Genomic DNA, 16,915 nt, shown 5'->3' with positions numbered 1-16,915 from the left:
TGCAAGGCCTTCGGCTTCAAAGACCGGATCTGTGTATATCCTCACGGAGAAACCCTGCAAATTCAAAGAACAGATCACGGGTTTGCCACCGAGTTAAATGGCACAGACAGCGATGAGCTTTTCGATATTTTAAGAATGTATCTTTTGTCGTCATCCGGAGAACTTTTAGACCTTCAAGGAATTCACCGTCTTCACTGTCTTGGATTCCAATACAACAATCAGAATATTTTGATTTCAGCGTCGAGTGGTGGCGGAAAATCGTACTTAGCTTATCAAGGCCAACTAGAGAATCCACCTCTAAAAATTTACAGTGACGAAACTTGCTTGATCGACAATAGCGGTCTTCTTTACGGATTGGCCCTTCCCATCGCCATGAAGAAATCTATCGAGGCAAAATCTCAGCAAAGCATGCGAGTCTTACGATTGTCTGGAGAAAGAGATCTTATCACGCTTTCTCCTTTTTCACCGATGGGACCGCAACGAATTCATAAAATCTTTGTGATCACTCACTGGGGAAAACAATTCAAGGTGATGAAGGCAGCCTTCCTGATTCAACTTATATTCGCTGTTCGAGTTATTTTAGGTCTCGGAAATATGCAGATGAGGGAGTTTCTCATCCGCGAAGACAATATGCTAGCTTTGGGAAAAATTGCTTGGTCACGTTTTAAAAGAGCTCTTTATTTAATTTCTCATAGCCAGATTTATCATGTGCAGCTTCAGAAGAACTCTGAAAAAAATCTTGATCAGTTAAAAAAGTATATCGAGAGTCAGTCCTAAAATTTATTATAATAGATTTCGAAATGTCCGTCAGAGCTTAACAACAAAATATCCAGCTTTCCGTCATTATTAAGATCCATAAATTCCGCATCGGAAATATAAGGCAACTTCGAACCCAAGCACGGTCCCACATTCGCAAAATGCTCGCCGTCGACATTTTTATATAGTGCGAAGTTCTTTTCCAATTTCGGATCTATTCCGTCTTTGAATATCGGCGTGATCGGAGCCAGAATCTCTGGCAATCCATCCCCATCCAAATCTCCAAGACGAACCCAGGGGATGAAACTCGTCTTATTTTTCTCTGCAGGTTGAAGAAGACTTTGCTCTGCCTCACGGAATTTTAAATCTCTGCCCGTATTCAAATGAATTTGAATAGCACCTTTTGTGAATCCAAAATTATGAACGGCTTCAACGATATCAGGATGGCCATCGTGGTTTAGATCCGCAGTCGCGATCGCAACCGTGCCCCAGCTTTCATCTTTAGCACGCAAAGGAATGCTCTCTTCAGGAGCATACTCAAGAGTTCCATTCACCAAACGAAGAATTCGATCGCGCGCAGCCATTTTTGTTCCCGGTGGCCTGTCGCAGCCACCAATAATGATTTCCTTTTTGCCGTCTCCTAAAAGATCCGCCACATGATTCGTCATAAAGCACGCATCACCCTTGCGAAGATCCTCGGGAATTTTATCTGAAATAGCAAAATGATCATGACCATCATTTTTAAGCAGATAAGATCCCTTGGACTTCCCCGCATCGCTGACAACGCTGACAAAAAGGTCGGGACCATTCTTGTCCATATTGAATGTCGTCACATGAAAGTTGAACGAGGGATTCTGTGGCAAAAGCTCTTTTGTATATTCTCGCCAAGTTCCATCTTTCTGCTTCAGGATCATTCTCGGGAACGATCCAAGAAATGGTGGTGCATCCAAACCGTGATCTGCGAATATAAAACCTCGACCTTCATTCAGCTCAACCGGAACTAGATGACGCGCATGCAGAGTTTCGAAGACTGGAAAATTCTCATCTTCCGCAAACTTTCCGTCTCCTAAATTTTTGATGTATCGAAGTCGCGGATGGGGTGCCTGTTTGTCCTTCCAGAAGTCACCCTTCAGTTCCGTGATAATAAAATCCGGATTTTTTCCATCCTTATAGTCGAGAGGAAAGGCATATACGATTTGAAAAGGCTCCTTGCTGGCAATTTGCCCAGTCACCTTCGTCAGTTTACTTTGAAAGGCTGAGCAATAACGAATGCCGCTTTCGTTATCTTTTTGCGACTTTCTCAAAGTGAGCAAGACCACAGTTAGAACAAGAATAAATGTTAGCGATATAGCTAGTCGTCTTTTCATATAAATAAACTCAACAAATTCTTTGCGAAATCAATTCCTACACTTATCATTATTGCATGCGTTTTTTCAAAGAGGAAGACTAGCGTGAGCATGGAGCCAAGGACAAGAATCCTAGCAGTCGGAACCGCTGTACCCGAAACTTGCTTCACCCAAGAAGAGGCGGCGCAGCTTATGGGCATTCAATCGTCCAAGGCCAAACGTTTCTTTGAACACGAACACATTAAGACACGCCACCTCCTGCTTCCAAAGAACCTCTCGCAAAATGGAGTTCTAGAAGAAGAAAGCCCGGTGCAGCTTCGCGAAAAGTTTCTTCATCACTCAACGAAAATCATCGATAAAGCCATTCAAGTCGCATTAAGAAAGGCTCAAGTCAAACTGAGCGATGTCGATTACATCGCCTGCGTGACCTCAACAGGTTTCGTTGTTCCTGGTTTATCTGCTTTGGTTATTGAAGAGCTCGGACTGAATTCCGACACACAACGAGTCGACATCGTCGGCATGGGTTGTAATGCAGGCTTGAATGGATTGCAGAGTGCGGCCAACTGGTGTGCAAGCAATCCTGAAAAAATCGGGTTACTTATTTGCTGTGAGCTCTGTTCCTGCATTTACACTATTGACGACTCTGAAAATACGGCCCTGGTAAATAGCCTCTTTGGTGATGGGGTTGTTGCTGCGGTTTTGCAAAACTCAAAAGTACAAAGAGATCCCTCTCATCCCAGTATTTTGTCTTTCTCAAGCCATTTGATTTCAAACTCTTTGGATCTTTTGCGTTTTAATTGGGATTTGGAAAAAGGTCGCTATAGCTTCTATGTTGATAAGAAAACTCCAGAAACTTTAGCGCGCGAGGTGAAAAAACCTTTTGCGAATCTTCTTGGTAAAATGGACGTCACAGATAAACAACTTAAGCATTGGATTGTGCACTCGGGCGGAGCTGCTATTCTTGATGCTATGGAAAAGACATTGCAACTTCCAAGTGATGCCCTTCGCCACACGCGGTCTGTTCTTCAAGATTTTGGCAATGTCTCTAGTGGAAGTTTTTTATTCAGCTATCAGCGCTTGATTGAGGAAAACACGGTTCATCCTCTTGATTACGGCCTCGTTATGACCATGGGACCTGGACTCACCATAGAAATGGCATTGCTACAATGGTCTTAACTAAGATAGAAAATGACATCCTTTGGATGACTTTGAATCGCCCTGAAAAATCCAACGCCTATAACTTTGAAATGGCGACTCAACTGCGTGACGAATTTCAGCGGGCTTCTGCCAATAAAAATCTAAGAGCCCTCGTCCTGTCAGGAAATGGAAAGAATTTTTGCACTGGCGCCGATCTTGAATGGATGAGCCATGCGACAGACCTTTCGGAAAAAGAAAACCAGGCTGATCTTAAGGTGCTCAAAGAGCTTTATGAAAGTGCTCTCAATTTAGACATTCCGATAGTCTGTCTTGCCCATGGAAGAATTTATGGCGGCGGATTGGGTCTTGTCGCAGTCAGCGATATTGTAGTCTGCGATACTTCCACTGACTTTGCGCTTTCTGAAGCCAAAATAGGTTTAGTTCCGGGAATCATTACCCCCTTGGTCATTCATAAAATTGGAGCTTCACATTTCGCGGAAGCTTCTTTGACAGCAAGAGTTTTCAGCGCTGATGAAGCTTTGCGCTGGGGACTTGTTCATCATTTGGTCTCTCAGCAAGACCACTCGGCAAAAGCCAATTTGATTCTAAGAGAAATCAGTGAAAACAGTGCTCGGTCGCTCGCAGAAATCAAGAAAACAATTCGCGACCAGTTCTTTGCATCCGATATCCTTCAACGAATGCTGAGCTCTTCAGCGAAAATGAGACATAGTGATGATTTCCGTCAACGCAGTTCAAAATTTAAAAAATAAACTGGGACAATCCAGATTATTTCTTATTCTGCTCGCGATAGTCTTCACTATCTTAAGTGCCTACATTTGGAACAAATCGTATCTTTATTCTCAGAACGTCTTGCTATCCCATCCTCAGTGGAAATCGTATAAAAGCCTGGTTGAATTTCCACCTGCTTATCATGTGGAAGCTCTTGTTGGTCGTGTCGAATTGGCAGGAAATCGTTTTAAGCCTTTGCCCGCTTATGGACATCAAAGAATCTTTTCCACAGAGACCCAAAGTTTAAAATCATATTCAATGGATGTGCGCATTCAAGGAGACGGCTACGTCGATCTCCTTTTTGACGTCGAAGATAACAAGTTTTCCGGCGTGCGCATCAGCCGTAACGAACTATATCCTTCTTTAGTTTATGATAGCACCGCCGACGGCAAGTTCTTAAATAGCAAGGCCTTTGATGCACCGATCGACAATCTTCGAATAAATACTGTGACCTTGGCTCAAACGGCCCCTAATGAACTGACTCTTTTGGTGAATTCTGAAAAAGTACAGACGTTCAAGAAGTCATTTACCCCAAATACACGATTTGGCTTTCTAACAAGTCTTTCTGATATCGAGATCTTTTCAATTACGACAGCCGATGACACCGGACATGTAAGAACTTTTGATTTCAACAACAACAAAGATGAAAAAACTTTCTTTGTTAAAAATCTGGCGGTTATTACAATTATTGTCTTTGTCTTATCCTTGCTTTTCCTTGCCCTTAATAGATTCAAAAATTTTCCAGGACTTCTTTTTAAAGCCTCTCAAATAGTTCTTTGTCTGGGGATTTTCTGGTATTCATTCGATTATTTCTATTATTCTCGAATAGCTCAAAGATTCAGTTACGCCCCCTTTGAGTTTAATTCCATGAATAGCAGTTTCTACTATCTGAATTTTGAAAAAGTCAGATACTCGTTCTTCAATCAATGGAAGACTTTCCTCGGCGAAACCCCACTGACTTATGACGACCTTAAGCACATGGGAGTTCACGTAGATCAATTGCCCTATCAATTCTGCCATGGAAATGACTGCAAATTTGTAGAACTCGACAAGAATTGGACTGCGGGGCCTAAAGATCCTTCCACAAAAAGAATTCTTTATATTGGCGGCTCTTTTAGTGCGGGGGCCGGGGCAGAACGCAACTCGCAAAGTTTTTTCTATCGCAATCAGCAGAACATCAGCGACCTTTTAAAAGAAAAGCACACTGGGCAAATCTTAGAATCTTTGAATATTTCAGAGAGCAATTTAAGCATCGACGCTCAAACCTTGCCGCATTTAAAGCATCAAATTGATTTATTCCAACCGGATTTTCTTTACCTGACAATTTTTCTCGAAGACGACAACGTCATTCCGCCCATCGAAGAGCTGATCGATTATGCGCGAAAAAAGAAAATTCAAACCATCGTCATGGTTCCTCCACAGAATAGTGAAAATGGAAATCTTCAAGCTCATGTATTGGCTTCGACTCTGGAGCAAAATCTTGAGCAAGCGGATACAGCTTTCGCGTCAGACAGTTATTACTTTCCATACAAAATAAGACTGCGACACTTGCAAAAGCACGGCGCCTTAATTTTAAATCCCAATGCCGTTCTAAATCCTTTACCAATGACCCAAGGACTCTATTGGTGGGACTTTACACATCCAACACCTAGTGGCATCAAAGTTTTGTCTGAATGGTTAAGCCCTATTCTTTACGAGGAAGTGTTTGCTGAGAAATCACAGGTTTCGAAAAATCTCTAGACAACGTTGCACGTGAGTTGCTTCCTCCGGTAAGAAATCCAGAACAAAGAAACTGTAGCCCAAGTCAGAATATTGCTTTATTTTCTCCGCAACTTCTTGATACGAGCCGACGATATACGGCGTTGAAGACCAGAAGTTCTTCAAAGGGCGCAAGAAGAAAGAATAGTCTTCTTTTCCGTCTTTCAAATAATCTTTCAGCCACTTATTCCAAGGAGTTTCATTATTGGCGATTGAAAAGCCAAAAAGCATTTCACCACGGCGATCCTCTGGAAAAAGATGATTAGCCACTGCAATCGCTTCCTCTTTGGTATTGCGGGCGCAGATTCCAAGTCCCAAACCACAATGTTGGGCATTCGCGGAACTCATTTGATCTAAAGGACGGATACTTTTAACGAAGAAGGCATCTTTTTGATCTTTGAATTCATTCAGCAATGCTCCAGAAACAAATGACTCAAATGAGTTCTTTGAAAATTTAGGATAAACATCGGCACTATCCAGATGATAGTATTGGCCTTGAAAGGTGACTGGCTTTTTCGCAATCAAAAGGCTTTGTACGAGATGAAAGAACTCTTTTAAACGATTTCCACGCTCTTCAAAGGATAGTTTATCAGTAACGGCTTTTAACTCTCCAAAAAAAGAACCTGTTACAAAATTCAATGCCACTTTATTAGAAAACATCTTATCAAGGGCCACCACTTTTTTCACGATATCAATAGGATGTTGATAGAATGGATTCACAGCAATTAATGGATTGAACTTATCGTTTTTTGCCATGCAGTACTGAGATACCATCCATGGATCTAATCTTTTATCTCCCACCGTTACCAGAGTGTATTTAAAGCCCATGTCGACTGAAAATTGAACAACCTCATCCGCGACAGCCTTAAAATTCATTTCATCGCGGCGATCATTCATTGGAAAGATATTTACAAAGAATGTTTCTTTTTTATCCATGTTGTTATCCACCATCAAATCTTAAAATAAACCGGAGGAGGTTCATTCACGTCCGTCAGCTTACCGATGTCCATCGCCAAAAGGAAAGTGCCAACAATAATAGCAACCAATGAAACCTTAAGATACTTTGGAATCTTAGTGTACCAATCAACGTCTTTTTTTAGCTCTTGCAAGATGTCCATGATGAAAACGCCTGCTAAAGCGCTGAAAAATACCGGGGTTAATTTGGAACTTGTTGAGGTTCTCAGCTCGTAAACCAGTGGAAAATGTGCTGAATCAAATTGTTTTACTGAAGCGACAATAGCTTCTAAAACCTCACTTTGCTGAAACAATCCATTTCCGACAAAGATCACGAAAGTAAAAAGATATCCAAGCTTTCCAATTTTAATTTTTCTTTGGGTCCAGTTGAAGAGAATGATCATCACGCCATTGAAAATGCCAAAGGCCAGCCAGTTTAAAGTAAACCCGTGCCATAAACCTACAACGACGAATGAACAGAATAAGATCACATTGTGGTTAATGACTCGCCCCCAATTTAGCATCATTGGAAAGCTTATATAGTCACGAATCCAAGTCCCTAAAGTAATATTCCAACGCTGCCAGAAATCATTAGGATTTTTAGAAAAAATAATTGGGCGGAAGTTGATCGTGAGATCGATACCAAAGCATTTTGCAACCCCACGCCCCATATCGCAATAACTGGAAAAATCAATATAAGCGTGGAAGGTTTTTAAAAGACCTACAAAAATAAATAGAAATGGATTCAACTCAGCAAAATGCTGGAGGTCCCAATTCAATGAACTCAAACCTAGCCCCAAGCAATTCTTTTTGGTAAAACCGTATGCGAAAATCAAAATACCGTCGACGACATTGTCATATCGAAACTCAAGACCGTCTTTCAACTGAGGGAAAAAATGTCGGGCACGCTCGATCGGCCCTCCAACCAGCAACGGAAAAAAGCTGGGCATTAGAAAAAAACTTTGAGCCTTTTCAATAGGACCGGTCACGCCAGCTCTTAATAAATCCACGATATAGGCAAAGATCATGAACATAAAAAAGCTGGTCCCATAAGGAGTATCAAACTGCCATGAGCCAACTTTTCCCACTTTCAGAAAAATGAACACTGCAATATTTATCAGCAACAAACCTGTTAAAGGCCTCTTTCGTGTCTCTAGGGCCCGAGCACGAATCCAGCACAAGCCGATATAATTAATTGCCAGAATTCCAAAGAGAATAGCAGCCCATTGCCATTTCCAAGTGGAGTACCAAGCAAAGCTTGCGACACAAAGCCAAAAAATTCGAAATCTTTTCGGCAGGAAATAGAACACCAGCAGAATAAGGATCCCAAAGAATACGAAAGTCAGAGATGAATAAATCATGACTTTCGAATCTTTTTAAAACGAGTGCTAATATTAGCCTCTTTACTAATAATCGTTTTATGAGGATGCATATAGAAAGGAACACGCTTTTCGCAGAATTCTTTAAACTTTTTCAGAAACTCTTGCTCTGTTAAATCCTCAGAAATTACAATCTTCGCAATCAAAATATTTCCAATAAAGTCATTGGTTTCTTTGATAACCGTGGCATCTTGCACTTCATCCATCTCGAGAATGAGTGATTCAACTTCGCTGGGAAAGAATTTGCGGCCAGCAAGATTAATCAAATCCCCTGTGCGACCCACAACACGCCAGTACTCACTTTCGACATTTGCTACGTCAAAAGTTTTGAACCAATTGCCGTCCATTGGCATTTCCGGCTCGTTCAAATAGCAAATCAGCGGGGTCAATGACTGAACCTGCACCATACCGTCAACCAATCGGGCCGGATTCACCGCCATATCTAAACGGAAAACACTCGGATCTTCTTGATTCGTAAAAGTCTTTTGAATTCCAATCTCTGACATGCCATAGGTGTGCATGAATTCAATTTGCGGCAAAGACTTCTTTAAAGATTTTAGGACTGGCAATTGAGCAGGCTCTGAGCCATATGCAATTTTCTTTAAAGCCGATAAATCTTTTCCAGCAACTTGGCCCGAGGTCGCGAGCAAATTTAAAAAAGTCGGTGTTGTTTGGAAATAATCAACTTGATAGCGACTAAGAAGCTCGAGCACTTGGGCGGGGCTTAAGCGATCGCCTGCCACAATCAATTCAGCTTGATGTGACAATGCCTCTAAAACAGTCTCCATTCCGGCGATTGATTCCGCCGGAGAAAATGCAAAAGTCTTTCTAAAGTGAGCACCAATAGTTTGGTACTTTTTTAAAAACTTTTGATAGTCATGAAGAACAAGCTTAAATTTTCTCCCTGACGAACCTGACGTTCGAACAATGAATAACCCCGTTTTAGGGACGCGATATTCCTTCAAAACTTCGCTGGAAACTTCGATAATATCGCCAGATAGCTGATCAACTGTAAAATTCTTTGGCCAAAGGACAAAGCGAATTCCCGTCTCGTCGTGAACAAATTGACGAAACGCCTCGTCTTGAAATTGATAAGTAGGGCTAGGAAACACAATGTGACCCAGCTCAAGCAAAGCCAAATTCTTCAAATACAATGAATAGGTATTTTCTGCTTCAACCAAAAACGCATGGCGCGTTGGAAACTTCGCACGAAGTTTTTCCTGTAAATTTCGTAAATCTTCATAAAGCTGACTGTAAGTTATGACTTGGTCATTTTCGTAGATGAAAGTTTTTGTATTGTTCTTCCAATTCTCGATTTGCATGATCACTTACTCTTGAGCCATCTTGTCTTGCAGAAAGCGGCAAAGATTTTCGATATTGGCAAATGGAGGTGTTTGAGTTTCTAATACATCCTCTGTGGTAATTTTGATGGTCTTTCTTGCCTGTCTCGCAACTTCATCTTCGATGATGAAAACAAAACTCACCAAATTCAAAGAATCTAAAACGGCACCAGGAAGGCCATAAAAAACCGTCGTAGCGTCCACGTTCTCCAGGTTAAAGTGCGGCATTGTTTCGTTGGCCCTGCGGATTGCTGGCATGACGATGTTGTTCCGGATCGCATCTAATTCCATAGACTGTATTATAGCTATCCCAAACAAACCCTTGTCACTAATTTTCCTCACAAATGAATTCAATCAACTTTTGCAGATATTTATCAAAAGTCTAGTCAATGATCCTCTACATAGTTTAAAAGACTGACTATGAATAAAAATATTCAAATTGTTCCTGCAAAGGAATCTGATATTCCCACAATTCTTCATTTTATTACCGAACTTGCGATCTATGAAAAGCTCGAGCATGAGGTTGTAACAACGGAAGAAATTCTAAAGAAAACACTCTTCGGTGATAAAAAATATGCCGAAGTCATTTTCCTCGAAGAGAATGGGAAGAAAGTCGGTTTCGCACTTTTCTTCCACAGCTATTCAACGTTCTTGGGAATGCCTGGGATTTACTTAGAGGACCTTTTTGTTTTGCCTGAATATCGCAGCAAAGGATACGGCAAAAAAATTCTACGTGAGCTTGCGAAGATAGCCGTCGAAAGGGGATGTGGCCGACTTGAATGGTCTGTTCTTGATTGGAATAAGCCGGCGATTGATTTTTATTTATCGCTAGGCTCTAAGCCCATGACCGAGTGGACAGTTCACCGTGTAACTGGCGAATCCCTTAAAAGCTTAGCAGAAAAAGCTTAATTACTTCGATTTAGATTCCTTGTGGTGCTTGAGAATAGAATCTAAAAGGCCCGGGAATCTTTTGTTCATTTCATCAGTTCGAACTGTGTTCAAAACCTGAACCCCGACCTTTTCAGATCTAATCAAACCACTTTCGCGAAGAACCTTGTAATGAAACGATATTGTTGAAGGGGACATATTTTCACATGTCTCAGTACAGCTCATGCCATCGCAATTGTTTAATAACTTCAGAATAATCCCGCGCCTAACAGGATCCGCCATAGCGTACAATACGCTATCTATGGTGAAATCTTTAGCTGACGGATGAACAAATGCTCTAGCCACGGACACACACTATATTGTTACGTTTCATTTTTCAATAAGAATTCATTGTTCCAATACTTCAATAATATTGAAATATGGAAGAATCGGGCTTACTGTAATTCAGAGTTACCCTCCCTCACTATAAAAAGGATTACATAAAAATGGAATATAGAAGACTTGGTCAATCTGGATTGCAAGTTCCTGTACTTAGCTTTGGCACCGCGACTTTCGGAGGCGGCAACGAGTTTTTCAAAGCTTGGGGCAGCACAGATGTTCAAGAAGCCAAACGACTTGTTGATATTTGCCTTGATGCTGGACTAAACCTATTTGATACAGCAAATGTTTATTCTCGCGGTCAGGCCGAAGAAATTCTTGGCAAAGCCATCGAAGGAAAACGCAATCAATTGCTGATTTCAACTAAAGCAACGTTCCCAATGACAGATGCACCCAATGACTTTGGATCTTCGCGCCAACATTTGACTGAATCTGTCGAGGCAAGCTTGCGCAGACTCGGTGTCGATCATATTGATATCTTCCACATGCATGGAATGGATTCTCATACTCCGGTAGAGGAAACTCTGCACACTTTGGATGATTTAATTCGCGCAGGCAAAATTCGCTACATCGCCTGTTCTAATTTTTCTGGATGGCATTTGATGAAATCTTTGTCTGCTTCAGAAAAGCATGGTTGGGCAAAATATGTAGCTCATCAGACGTACTACTCACTTGTGGGTCGTGAACTTGAATGGGAATTAATGCCATTAGCTCTTGATCAGGGTGTCGGCACAATCGTTTGGAGTCCTTTAGCCGGTGGCGCATTGAGCGGAAAAATTCGTCGCGATAAGCCAGCTCCGAAAGACAGTCGCCTTGGCCAAATCAGCTTTGTTCCTTATAACAGTGAGATATTATATAATGTCGTTGATGTGCTTGATGCCATTGGAAAAGAGCGCAATAAAACAATTCCACAGGTTGCGTTGAATTGGATTCTAAGACGTCCAACCATTTCTAATATTGTTGTTGGTGCTCGTAACGAAGAACAATTGAAACAAAACTTAGGTGCTATAGGATGGTCTTTGACCGCGGAAGAGGTGGCTCGTCTCGACGCCGCTAGTGATACACCAAGAATTTATCCATATTGGCATCAACAAGGTTTCCCACAATTGATGAAGTCTCTTCCAGCGATCGCACAATAGTTTGCTTAATTGGGCAGGGAATATATCTCAGCCCTTTTTCCCTGAGGTTTGCTTGTCAGAAGCTAAGCGAAATAATTTCTTACTAATTTTGATACTTGGATTTCTAACGGCATTAAGTCCGTTTGCTATCGATATGTATTTGCCAGCATTCCCGGGAATAGCTAAAGATTTTGGAACTGATGTCGCCAGAGTTTCGCTATCACTTTCAAGTTACTTCATTGGTCTTGCAGTGGGCCAAGTTTTGTATGGTCCCTTCTTAGATCGCTATGGTCGCAGAAAGCCTTTGTATTTTGGGCTCACCATTTTCGTTTTGGCTTCTTTCGGGTGCATGACGGCACATAATGTAGAGACGCTGATTGCATTTCGTTTCATTCAAGCGTTAGGCGGCTGTGCGGCTTCGGTCAGTGCAGTTGCGATGGTTCGTGATTTCTTTTCTATCAAGGAAAGCTCTAAAGTCTTTTCGCTTCTAGTTTTAATTTTGGGCGCGTCTCCATTACTTGCCCCAACCGTAGGCGGTTATTTAGCGTCGCACGTCAGCTGGCATTGGATTTTCATTATTCTTTCTGCGATTGCTCTTTCATTGATCGCCATCAGTTTCTTCTTACTTCCACCAGATCACTCGGCGGATCATACGGTTTCACTTAAGATCAAGCCCATCGTTAAAAACTTTATCCGCGTATTAAAGGATCGTCAGTTTTCCACTTATACATTTACTGGTGCCTTTGCTTTTGCGGGACTCTTCGTCTATGTAGCCGGCTCTCCAATTATTTTTATGGATATATTCCATGTATCGGCTCAAGTATATGGATGGATCTTTGCAGGTCTTTCTATTGGCTTCATCGGCTCGAGCCAGTTAAATATTCTGCTCATACGATTCTTTAAGAACGAACACATTCTGCAATTTGCATTGGTGGGACAGGTTCTCACTGGCGTTGTATTCTTAACTGCGACTCTGAATGGTTGGTTTGGAATTGTTGGAACTATTGCGTGTTTCTTCTTCTATCTTGCCTGTGTCGGTTTAACCAATCCTAATGCTTCAGCCCTTGCGCTTGCCCCATTTACAAAAAATGTTGGTAGTGCTTCTGCCTTAATGGGTGCTATTCAAATGGCAATTGGCGCATTGGCTTCATTTGTCGTCGGACTTTTCACGGCTGATAGTGCTCTTCCAATAGTGATGATTCTTTCCGTAGGATCCATGATAGCAACGATTATTTTCTTATTGGGCAAAAGCAACATGGGAAAAGTTATCGAAGCTGAGGAAGGCTCTGCGATCCCAACAGGACACTAAGTACGGGCGGAAAGAATCCACCCGCACTTTTAAAAATTAATTTCCACGATAGGCCCTGAAATAAACCATTCCATCAGTGCCAACGACAAAAACTAAAATTCTATTCTTCGCTGAAGAAGTTGCGCCGGGACCAGAACTTAATCCGCCTCCAAGCGACTCCCAACTTGACCAGCTGCCACCGTAATAAATGTGCCAGAGAGCATTGTCAGTACCTCGAGCAAAAACATCAAGGCGACCTGACTCCCACGATGAAACGTCTGGTGATGAAGTCAGAACTCCGCCTAAAGACTCCCATCCTGACCAGGCCCCAGAGGCAAACCATTTGTGCCAAAGAGCGTTGTCTGTTCCCCGCACAAAGACGTCAATACGATTGCTTCCCCATGAAACCGCAGCAGGGTCCGAGGTAAGTCCACCACCGAGTGATTCCCAATTAGACCAGGTGCTACCAACCATCCATTTATGCCAGAGAGCATTGTCGGTTCCTCTGACGAAAACATCCAGGCGATTACTTGCCCATGTTGAAACTCCGGGGCCTGAGGTAAGAACTCCACCCAAGCTTTTCCACGCGCTCCATGAGCTTCCGTTGTAGCTTCTTGTCCAAAGAGCATTGTCGAGTCCTCTACCGAAGACATCGATTTTATTCGAACCTCTACATGCGGCCGCTGGTGAGGAAGTTAAAATTCCCCCGAGAGATTTCCAACTGCCCCACGAACTTCCGTTCCAATGTTTCCACCACAAAGCATTGTCTGTTCCACGAACAAAAACTTCAGTGTTGAAGTTTGATCGCGAGCACGCCGCCGGATCTGAAGTACCAATTCCGCCGATAGTTGCCCATGCGGACCAACCTGGCGCCGTCGGATCATCATTCATTGGAGCTAGAGAGAGCGGTTGTACCTGTTGCTCGCTCGAAACCAACGTTAAATCATCTGAAGCGCGAACGCTTCCTGCTTGCAGAGCAATCGTTGCTCCACTAAGCAGTGCTGCAAGTATTAAGACTTTTGAAGTCATAGCATCCTCCTGTGCATTTCATTGTTGGACCTGCTACGCACATGTTAAGGACAGAACAAAAAAATCAGCCAGCGCTATCAAAAATTTTGCTAGAAATCTTTCTAGTCCCTGCAAAATGAAACAGACAAAGGCCAGAGTGTCCACTGACTTGCAGCAATTTAAATCAGACTCATTAGGTCCTCACATTCTTCACCTGTACTATTAGGTCAGGAGGTATTTATGGCAAACGGCGACGTCTTCATCACAAGAACTCTTGATGCTCCAAGAAATCTCGTTTGGAAAACTTGGACTGAACCAGACCACACACCTGAGGAAATGGAAGTCACCGTCCAATTTAAAGAACAAGGTGACAAGACAAAGATGACTTTACGACATAAAGAGTTTTTTTCGGAAGAAATGGTTCGTCTTTGCACCCAAGGATGGAACGAGTCCCTCGATAAATTTGAAAGGACTCTGGAAACGTTTAATGAAAAAAGCTTGAATCGATGATCCTTATGGCAGGTGGATTCTCGCAACAAATTAGCGAGCAATCCACCGAGAAAAAGACTCTTGACTAGGCCTCTTTAAGTTTTGCGATATCGATCTTCTTCATGCCAAGAAGAGCTTTCATCGCAGCTCCTGCTTTCTTAGGATCAGACATGATCTCACCCAACTCTGCAGGAATGATTTGCCAAGCAAGTCCAAACTTATCAGTTAGCCAGCCACATTGTTCAACATTTCCACCTTGGCCAAGCTTGTCCCAATAATAATCCAATTCTTTTTGATCTTTGCAATTGATGATAAAGGAAATTCCATGAGTGATGACTTGCTTATGCTCATCGCCGGCACCTTCCATCAAAACAAATGGCGTATTCTCCAAATCAAAAACAGAATGCATTACTGTCTTCGTATTTGGATCTTTATGTATGGCTTCGATCTTTGAATCTTTAAATACTGATGTGTAGAAATTGATGGCCTCTTCGCCTTTACCAAAGAGCTTATTCACATAAAGAAACGCCGGCGCAATCTTTTGCTTATTCGGAGCTAGCATCAATTGCCATGAAACTCCGTAACGATCCTCACACCAACCGTATCGCTCCGCCCAAGGATATTTATTGATCTCCATCAATGCGGATCCACCTTGAGATAATTTTTCCCAAAGCCCGTTGATTTCAGACTCGCTATCACACCAAACAAAGAACGAAACTGCTGACGAGAATTTAAATACGGGCCCACCATTTAAAGCAGTCATTTGATAGCCAGCGATTTGGAACTCCACCGTCATCACAGAATCTTTTTTCTGTCCTGAGGCCTGCGCGGCATCTTCGGAGTATCGAGCGGTCTTGCCTATTTTAGAGTTTTTAAAGAGAGAGGTATAGAACTTCACCGCTTCTTCTGCCTGATTATCGAACCATAAACACGGACTGATCTTTTGCATAAAGCCTCCAATGCTAGTTCATCTAACATTTCAGAAATTTTCAAGGGCTTTTACCCGGCCTTTGTCCCAACTCACTGGCGACTGTATTCAAGATCAGATATTCTGTTCTGGCCTATGACAGTCCTTAAACGGTTGAATGCAGTTCACTCTATTATTGACGAATGTCGACAGTGCCCTAACATGTGCAGCAGTCCAGTACACGGGCCTGCCGTGGACACGGCCGTGATGTTAGTAGGACAGGCACCTGGAGCGCATGAAAGCACATACGGAAAGCCCTTCGCTTACACCGCCGGAAAAACCTTATTCAAGTGGATGGAAAAAGGAACCGGCATTGATGAAGAATCTTTCCGAGAAAATGTTTACATCGCAGCTGTCGCAAGATGTTTTCCTGGAAAGTCAGGACGAGGGGATCGTGAACCCAATGCTGAAGAGATCGCACGCTGTCGAGAGCATCTCAAAAAAGAAGTTCAAATTCTGAAGCCCGATCTTATTATTGCAGTCGGCCGAGTCGCCATTACCGAAGTCCTTGGTGTGGACACATTTCCAAAATCGCGGACTCTCTCTGAAGTGGTCGGCAAGAAAATTAAAGCACATTTTCTTGGTCAAGATGTCGATGTTATCTGTCTTCCCCATCCCAGTGGGGTCTCTAGCTGGCCTCACACCGAAGAGGGAAAAAAGAAACTCACGGCTGCTTTGCGAATTTTGAAGAATCATCCCGCCTGGCAAAATCAACTGACTTAACACCCGCGCCTCTGCTTGAGTCTAGATACGAAGCTGTACTTTATCACGTGTATTGCAATTTGCTCTCTTCCTTTACAAATTAGATCGAGAATTTTGATGGGAGGTCCTTATGCCAGAAAGAGCAACCATCGAACGCGCACACAAGAAAGCCCGTCAGGGTAAAGCCCCTTCAACTCAAGCCGGAGAATTCGTTAAAGACGAGATCGATAAAATCCGTTCGGGAAAACATGGAGCAAGGTCTGCCAAGCAAGCCGTTGCCATTGGTCTTTCCGAAGCCAGAAAGGCCGGAGTCAAAATTCCTCCGAATCCCACAAAGAAAGCATCCTCGTCTAGAAAACCAAAAACAACTCGGCGCCCTTCTTCTGAGACATCCGCCACACGCAGCCGCGCCTCACTAAAGGCTTTGAAGCGCGAACCCACTTCATCGGTTTCAAAAGAAGAAATGTCGAAATTTGCTAAACAGTCAGCACAAAAACGCGGCCCTGCCTCTCGACGTCAAGCTGCCATCAAAGCGGTAAGGACAAAAGGAGCCGCGGGTCTTCGTGCTGCCGGTAAAAAAGCCGCGCATACAAGACAGATGCGTGCACATTAGGAATG

18 protein-coding genes are annotated in these 16,915 nt (G+C 42.7%); 10 read left to right on the top strand and 8 right to left on the bottom strand.

All coding sequences use genetic code 11. The annotated features are described in order from the left end of the window. Nucleotides 1–777: hypothetical protein (locus tag VF412_RS05680; protein ID WP_331338248.1), on the top strand; the 777-nt coding region annotated here is incomplete at its 5' end. On the opposite strand, the gene VF412_RS05675 is transcribed toward VF412_RS05680, so the two are convergent. After that, the gene (locus VF412_RS05675) at nt 774–2,123 is read right to left on the bottom strand and encodes a VCBS repeat-containing protein (RefSeq protein WP_331338247.1); all 1,350 of its coding nucleotides are present in this window, start codon (nt 2,121–2,123) and stop codon (nt 774–776) included. The genes VF412_RS05680 and VF412_RS05675 overlap by 4 nt on opposite strands. Nucleotides 2,124–2,207: 84 nt before the next feature. On the opposite strand from VF412_RS05675, the gene VF412_RS05670 reads away from it, so the two are divergent. The 3 genes from VF412_RS05670 to VF412_RS05660 are packed head-to-tail and all read left to right on the top strand — an operon-like array spanning nt 2,208 to nt 5,768. Beyond that, nucleotides 2,208–3,278 carry a type III polyketide synthase gene (locus VF412_RS05670; RefSeq protein WP_331338246.1) on the top strand — a complete coding sequence of 357 codons (1,071 nt, stop codon included), beginning with the start codon at nt 2,208–2,210 and terminating at the stop codon, nt 3,276–3,278. After that, nucleotides 3,269–4,009: an enoyl-CoA hydratase/isomerase family protein gene (locus VF412_RS05665; RefSeq protein ID WP_331338245.1), complete on the top strand. Its 741-nt coding sequence runs from the start codon at nt 3,269–3,271 to the stop codon at nt 4,007–4,009. The genes VF412_RS05670 and VF412_RS05665 overlap by 10 nt, the downstream gene beginning before the upstream one ends. Continuing rightward, entirely contained in the window at nt 3,969–5,768 is a 1,800-nt protein-coding gene (locus tag VF412_RS05660) for an SGNH/GDSL hydrolase family protein (protein WP_331338244.1), read from the top strand. The genes VF412_RS05665 and VF412_RS05660 overlap by 41 nt, the downstream gene beginning before the upstream one ends. Here VF412_RS05660 and VF412_RS05655 read toward each other — a convergent pair. From VF412_RS05655 to VF412_RS05640, 4 genes are all read right to left on the bottom strand, one after another. Beyond that, nucleotides 5,745–6,722 (bottom strand): LLM class flavin-dependent oxidoreductase, encoded by a 978-nt coding sequence (locus VF412_RS05655; protein WP_331338243.1) that lies wholly within the window; start codon nt 6,720–6,722, stop codon nt 5,745–5,747. The two genes, VF412_RS05660 and VF412_RS05655, sit on opposite strands and share 24 nt — an antisense overlap. A gap of 14 nt (nt 6,723–6,736) precedes the next feature. Further along, a complete protein-coding gene (locus tag VF412_RS05650) occupies nt 6,737–7,846 on the bottom strand; it encodes an MBOAT family O-acyltransferase (protein WP_331338242.1) in 1,110 nt (369 codons plus the stop codon). Between the two features lie 251 nt (nt 7,847–8,097). Beyond that, nucleotides 8,098–9,441: a class I adenylate-forming enzyme family protein gene (locus tag VF412_RS05645; RefSeq protein ID WP_331338241.1), complete on the bottom strand. Its 1,344-nt coding sequence runs from the start codon at nt 9,439–9,441 to the stop codon at nt 8,098–8,100. A 6-nt stretch (nt 9,442–9,447) separates the two neighbouring features. Continuing rightward, a complete protein-coding gene (locus VF412_RS05640; RefSeq protein WP_331338240.1) occupies nt 9,448–9,750 on the bottom strand; it encodes a hypothetical protein in 303 nt (100 codons plus the stop codon). Between the two features lie 129 nt (nt 9,751–9,879). Between VF412_RS05640 and VF412_RS05635 the strand changes: the two genes are divergently transcribed. Next, nucleotides 9,880–10,368, top strand: coding sequence for a GNAT family N-acetyltransferase (locus tag VF412_RS05635; RefSeq protein WP_331338239.1), 489 nt, complete (start codon nt 9,880–9,882; stop codon nt 10,366–10,368). Here VF412_RS05635 and VF412_RS20050 read toward each other — a convergent pair whose 3' ends face one another. Beyond that, on the bottom strand, nt 10,369–10,629 hold the full coding sequence (locus tag VF412_RS20050; protein ID WP_349258998.1) for an ArsR/SmtB family transcription factor: 261 nt from the start codon (nt 10,627–10,629) through the stop codon (nt 10,369–10,371). Between the two features lie 203 nt (nt 10,630–10,832). Between VF412_RS20050 and VF412_RS05630 the strand changes: the two genes are divergently transcribed. Together VF412_RS05630 and VF412_RS05625 are read left to right on the top strand one after the other, a co-directional pair. Next, a complete protein-coding gene (locus VF412_RS05630; RefSeq protein WP_331338238.1) occupies nt 10,833–11,864 on the top strand; it encodes an aldo/keto reductase in 1,032 nt (343 codons plus the stop codon). A 52-nt stretch (nt 11,865–11,916) separates the two neighbouring features. After that, on the top strand, nt 11,917–13,152 hold the full coding sequence (locus VF412_RS05625) for a multidrug effflux MFS transporter (RefSeq protein WP_331338237.1): 1,236 nt from the start codon (nt 11,917–11,919) through the stop codon (nt 13,150–13,152). 36 nt (nt 13,153–13,188) lie between these two features. On the opposite strand, the gene VF412_RS05620 is transcribed toward VF412_RS05625, so the two are convergent. Further along, nucleotides 13,189–14,160: a hypothetical protein gene (locus VF412_RS05620; RefSeq protein ID WP_331338236.1), complete on the bottom strand. Its 972-nt coding sequence runs from the start codon at nt 14,158–14,160 to the stop codon at nt 13,189–13,191. Between the two features lie 219 nt (nt 14,161–14,379). Between VF412_RS05620 and VF412_RS05615 the strand changes: the two genes are divergently transcribed. Further along, nucleotides 14,380–14,649, top strand: coding sequence for an SRPBCC domain-containing protein (locus tag VF412_RS05615; RefSeq protein WP_331338235.1), 270 nt, complete (start codon nt 14,380–14,382; stop codon nt 14,647–14,649). Between the two features lie 64 nt (nt 14,650–14,713). Here VF412_RS05615 and VF412_RS05610 read toward each other — a convergent pair whose 3' ends face one another. Beyond that, nucleotides 14,714–15,577 (bottom strand): VOC family protein, encoded by an 864-nt coding sequence (locus tag VF412_RS05610; protein WP_331338234.1) that lies wholly within the window; start codon nt 15,575–15,577, stop codon nt 14,714–14,716. A 210-nt stretch (nt 15,578–15,787) separates the two neighbouring features. Between VF412_RS05610 and VF412_RS05605 the strand changes: the two genes are divergently transcribed. Both VF412_RS05605 and VF412_RS05600 read left to right on the top strand, forming a co-directional pair. Further along, on the top strand, nt 15,788–16,318 hold the full coding sequence (locus tag VF412_RS05605; RefSeq protein ID WP_331338233.1) for a uracil-DNA glycosylase family protein: 531 nt from the start codon (nt 15,788–15,790) through the stop codon (nt 16,316–16,318). 109 nt (nt 16,319–16,427) lie between these two features. Then, nucleotides 16,428–16,910, top strand: coding sequence for a DUF6496 domain-containing protein (locus VF412_RS05600; protein WP_331338232.1), 483 nt, complete (start codon nt 16,428–16,430; stop codon nt 16,908–16,910). The last annotated feature ends 5 nt before the right edge of the window (nt 16,911–16,915 follow it).

The sequence above is a fragment of the Bdellovibrio sp. genome, assembly GCF_036384735.1.
Lineage (GTDB): Bacteria > Bdellovibrionota > Bdellovibrionia > Bdellovibrionales > Bdellovibrionaceae > Bdellovibrio.
The sequence above is the reverse complement of the archived record's forward strand: the minus strand, read 5'-3'. Positions and strand labels throughout refer to the sequence as shown.

Excerpts from the sequence above, each read along its gene's own strand:
- VF412_RS05675 (WP_331338247.1), bottom strand. The coding sequence starts at position 2,123 with ATGAAAAGACGACTAGCTATATCGCTAACATTTATTCTTGTTCTAACT.
- VF412_RS05665 (WP_331338245.1), top strand. The coding sequence starts at position 3,269 with ATGGTCTTAACTAAGATAGAAAATGACATCCTTTGGATGACTTTGAAT.
- VF412_RS05655 (WP_331338243.1), bottom strand. The coding sequence starts at position 6,722 with ATGGATAAAAAAGAAACATTCTTTGTAAATATCTTTCCAATGAATGAT.
- VF412_RS05645 (WP_331338241.1), bottom strand. The coding sequence starts at position 9,441 with ATGCAAATCGAGAATTGGAAGAACAATACAAAAACTTTCATCTACGAA.
- VF412_RS05640 (WP_331338240.1), bottom strand. The coding sequence starts at position 9,750 with ATGGAATTAGATGCGATCCGGAACAACATCGTCATGCCAGCAATCCGC.
- VF412_RS05635 (WP_331338239.1), top strand. The coding sequence starts at position 9,880 with ATGAATAAAAATATTCAAATTGTTCCTGCAAAGGAATCTGATATTCCC.
- VF412_RS20050 (WP_349258998.1), bottom strand. The coding sequence starts at position 10,629 with ATGGCGGATCCTGTTAGGCGCGGGATTATTCTGAAGTTATTAAACAAT.
- VF412_RS05630 (WP_331338238.1), top strand. The coding sequence starts at position 10,833 with ATGGAATATAGAAGACTTGGTCAATCTGGATTGCAAGTTCCTGTACTT.
- VF412_RS05620 (WP_331338236.1), bottom strand. The coding sequence starts at position 14,160 with ATGACTTCAAAAGTCTTAATACTTGCAGCACTGCTTAGTGGAGCAACG.
- VF412_RS05615 (WP_331338235.1), top strand. The coding sequence starts at position 14,380 with ATGGCAAACGGCGACGTCTTCATCACAAGAACTCTTGATGCTCCAAGA.
- VF412_RS05610 (WP_331338234.1), bottom strand. The coding sequence starts at position 15,577 with ATGCAAAAGATCAGTCCGTGTTTATGGTTCGATAATCAGGCAGAAGAA.
- VF412_RS05600 (WP_331338232.1), top strand. The coding sequence starts at position 16,428 with ATGCCAGAAAGAGCAACCATCGAACGCGCACACAAGAAAGCCCGTCAG.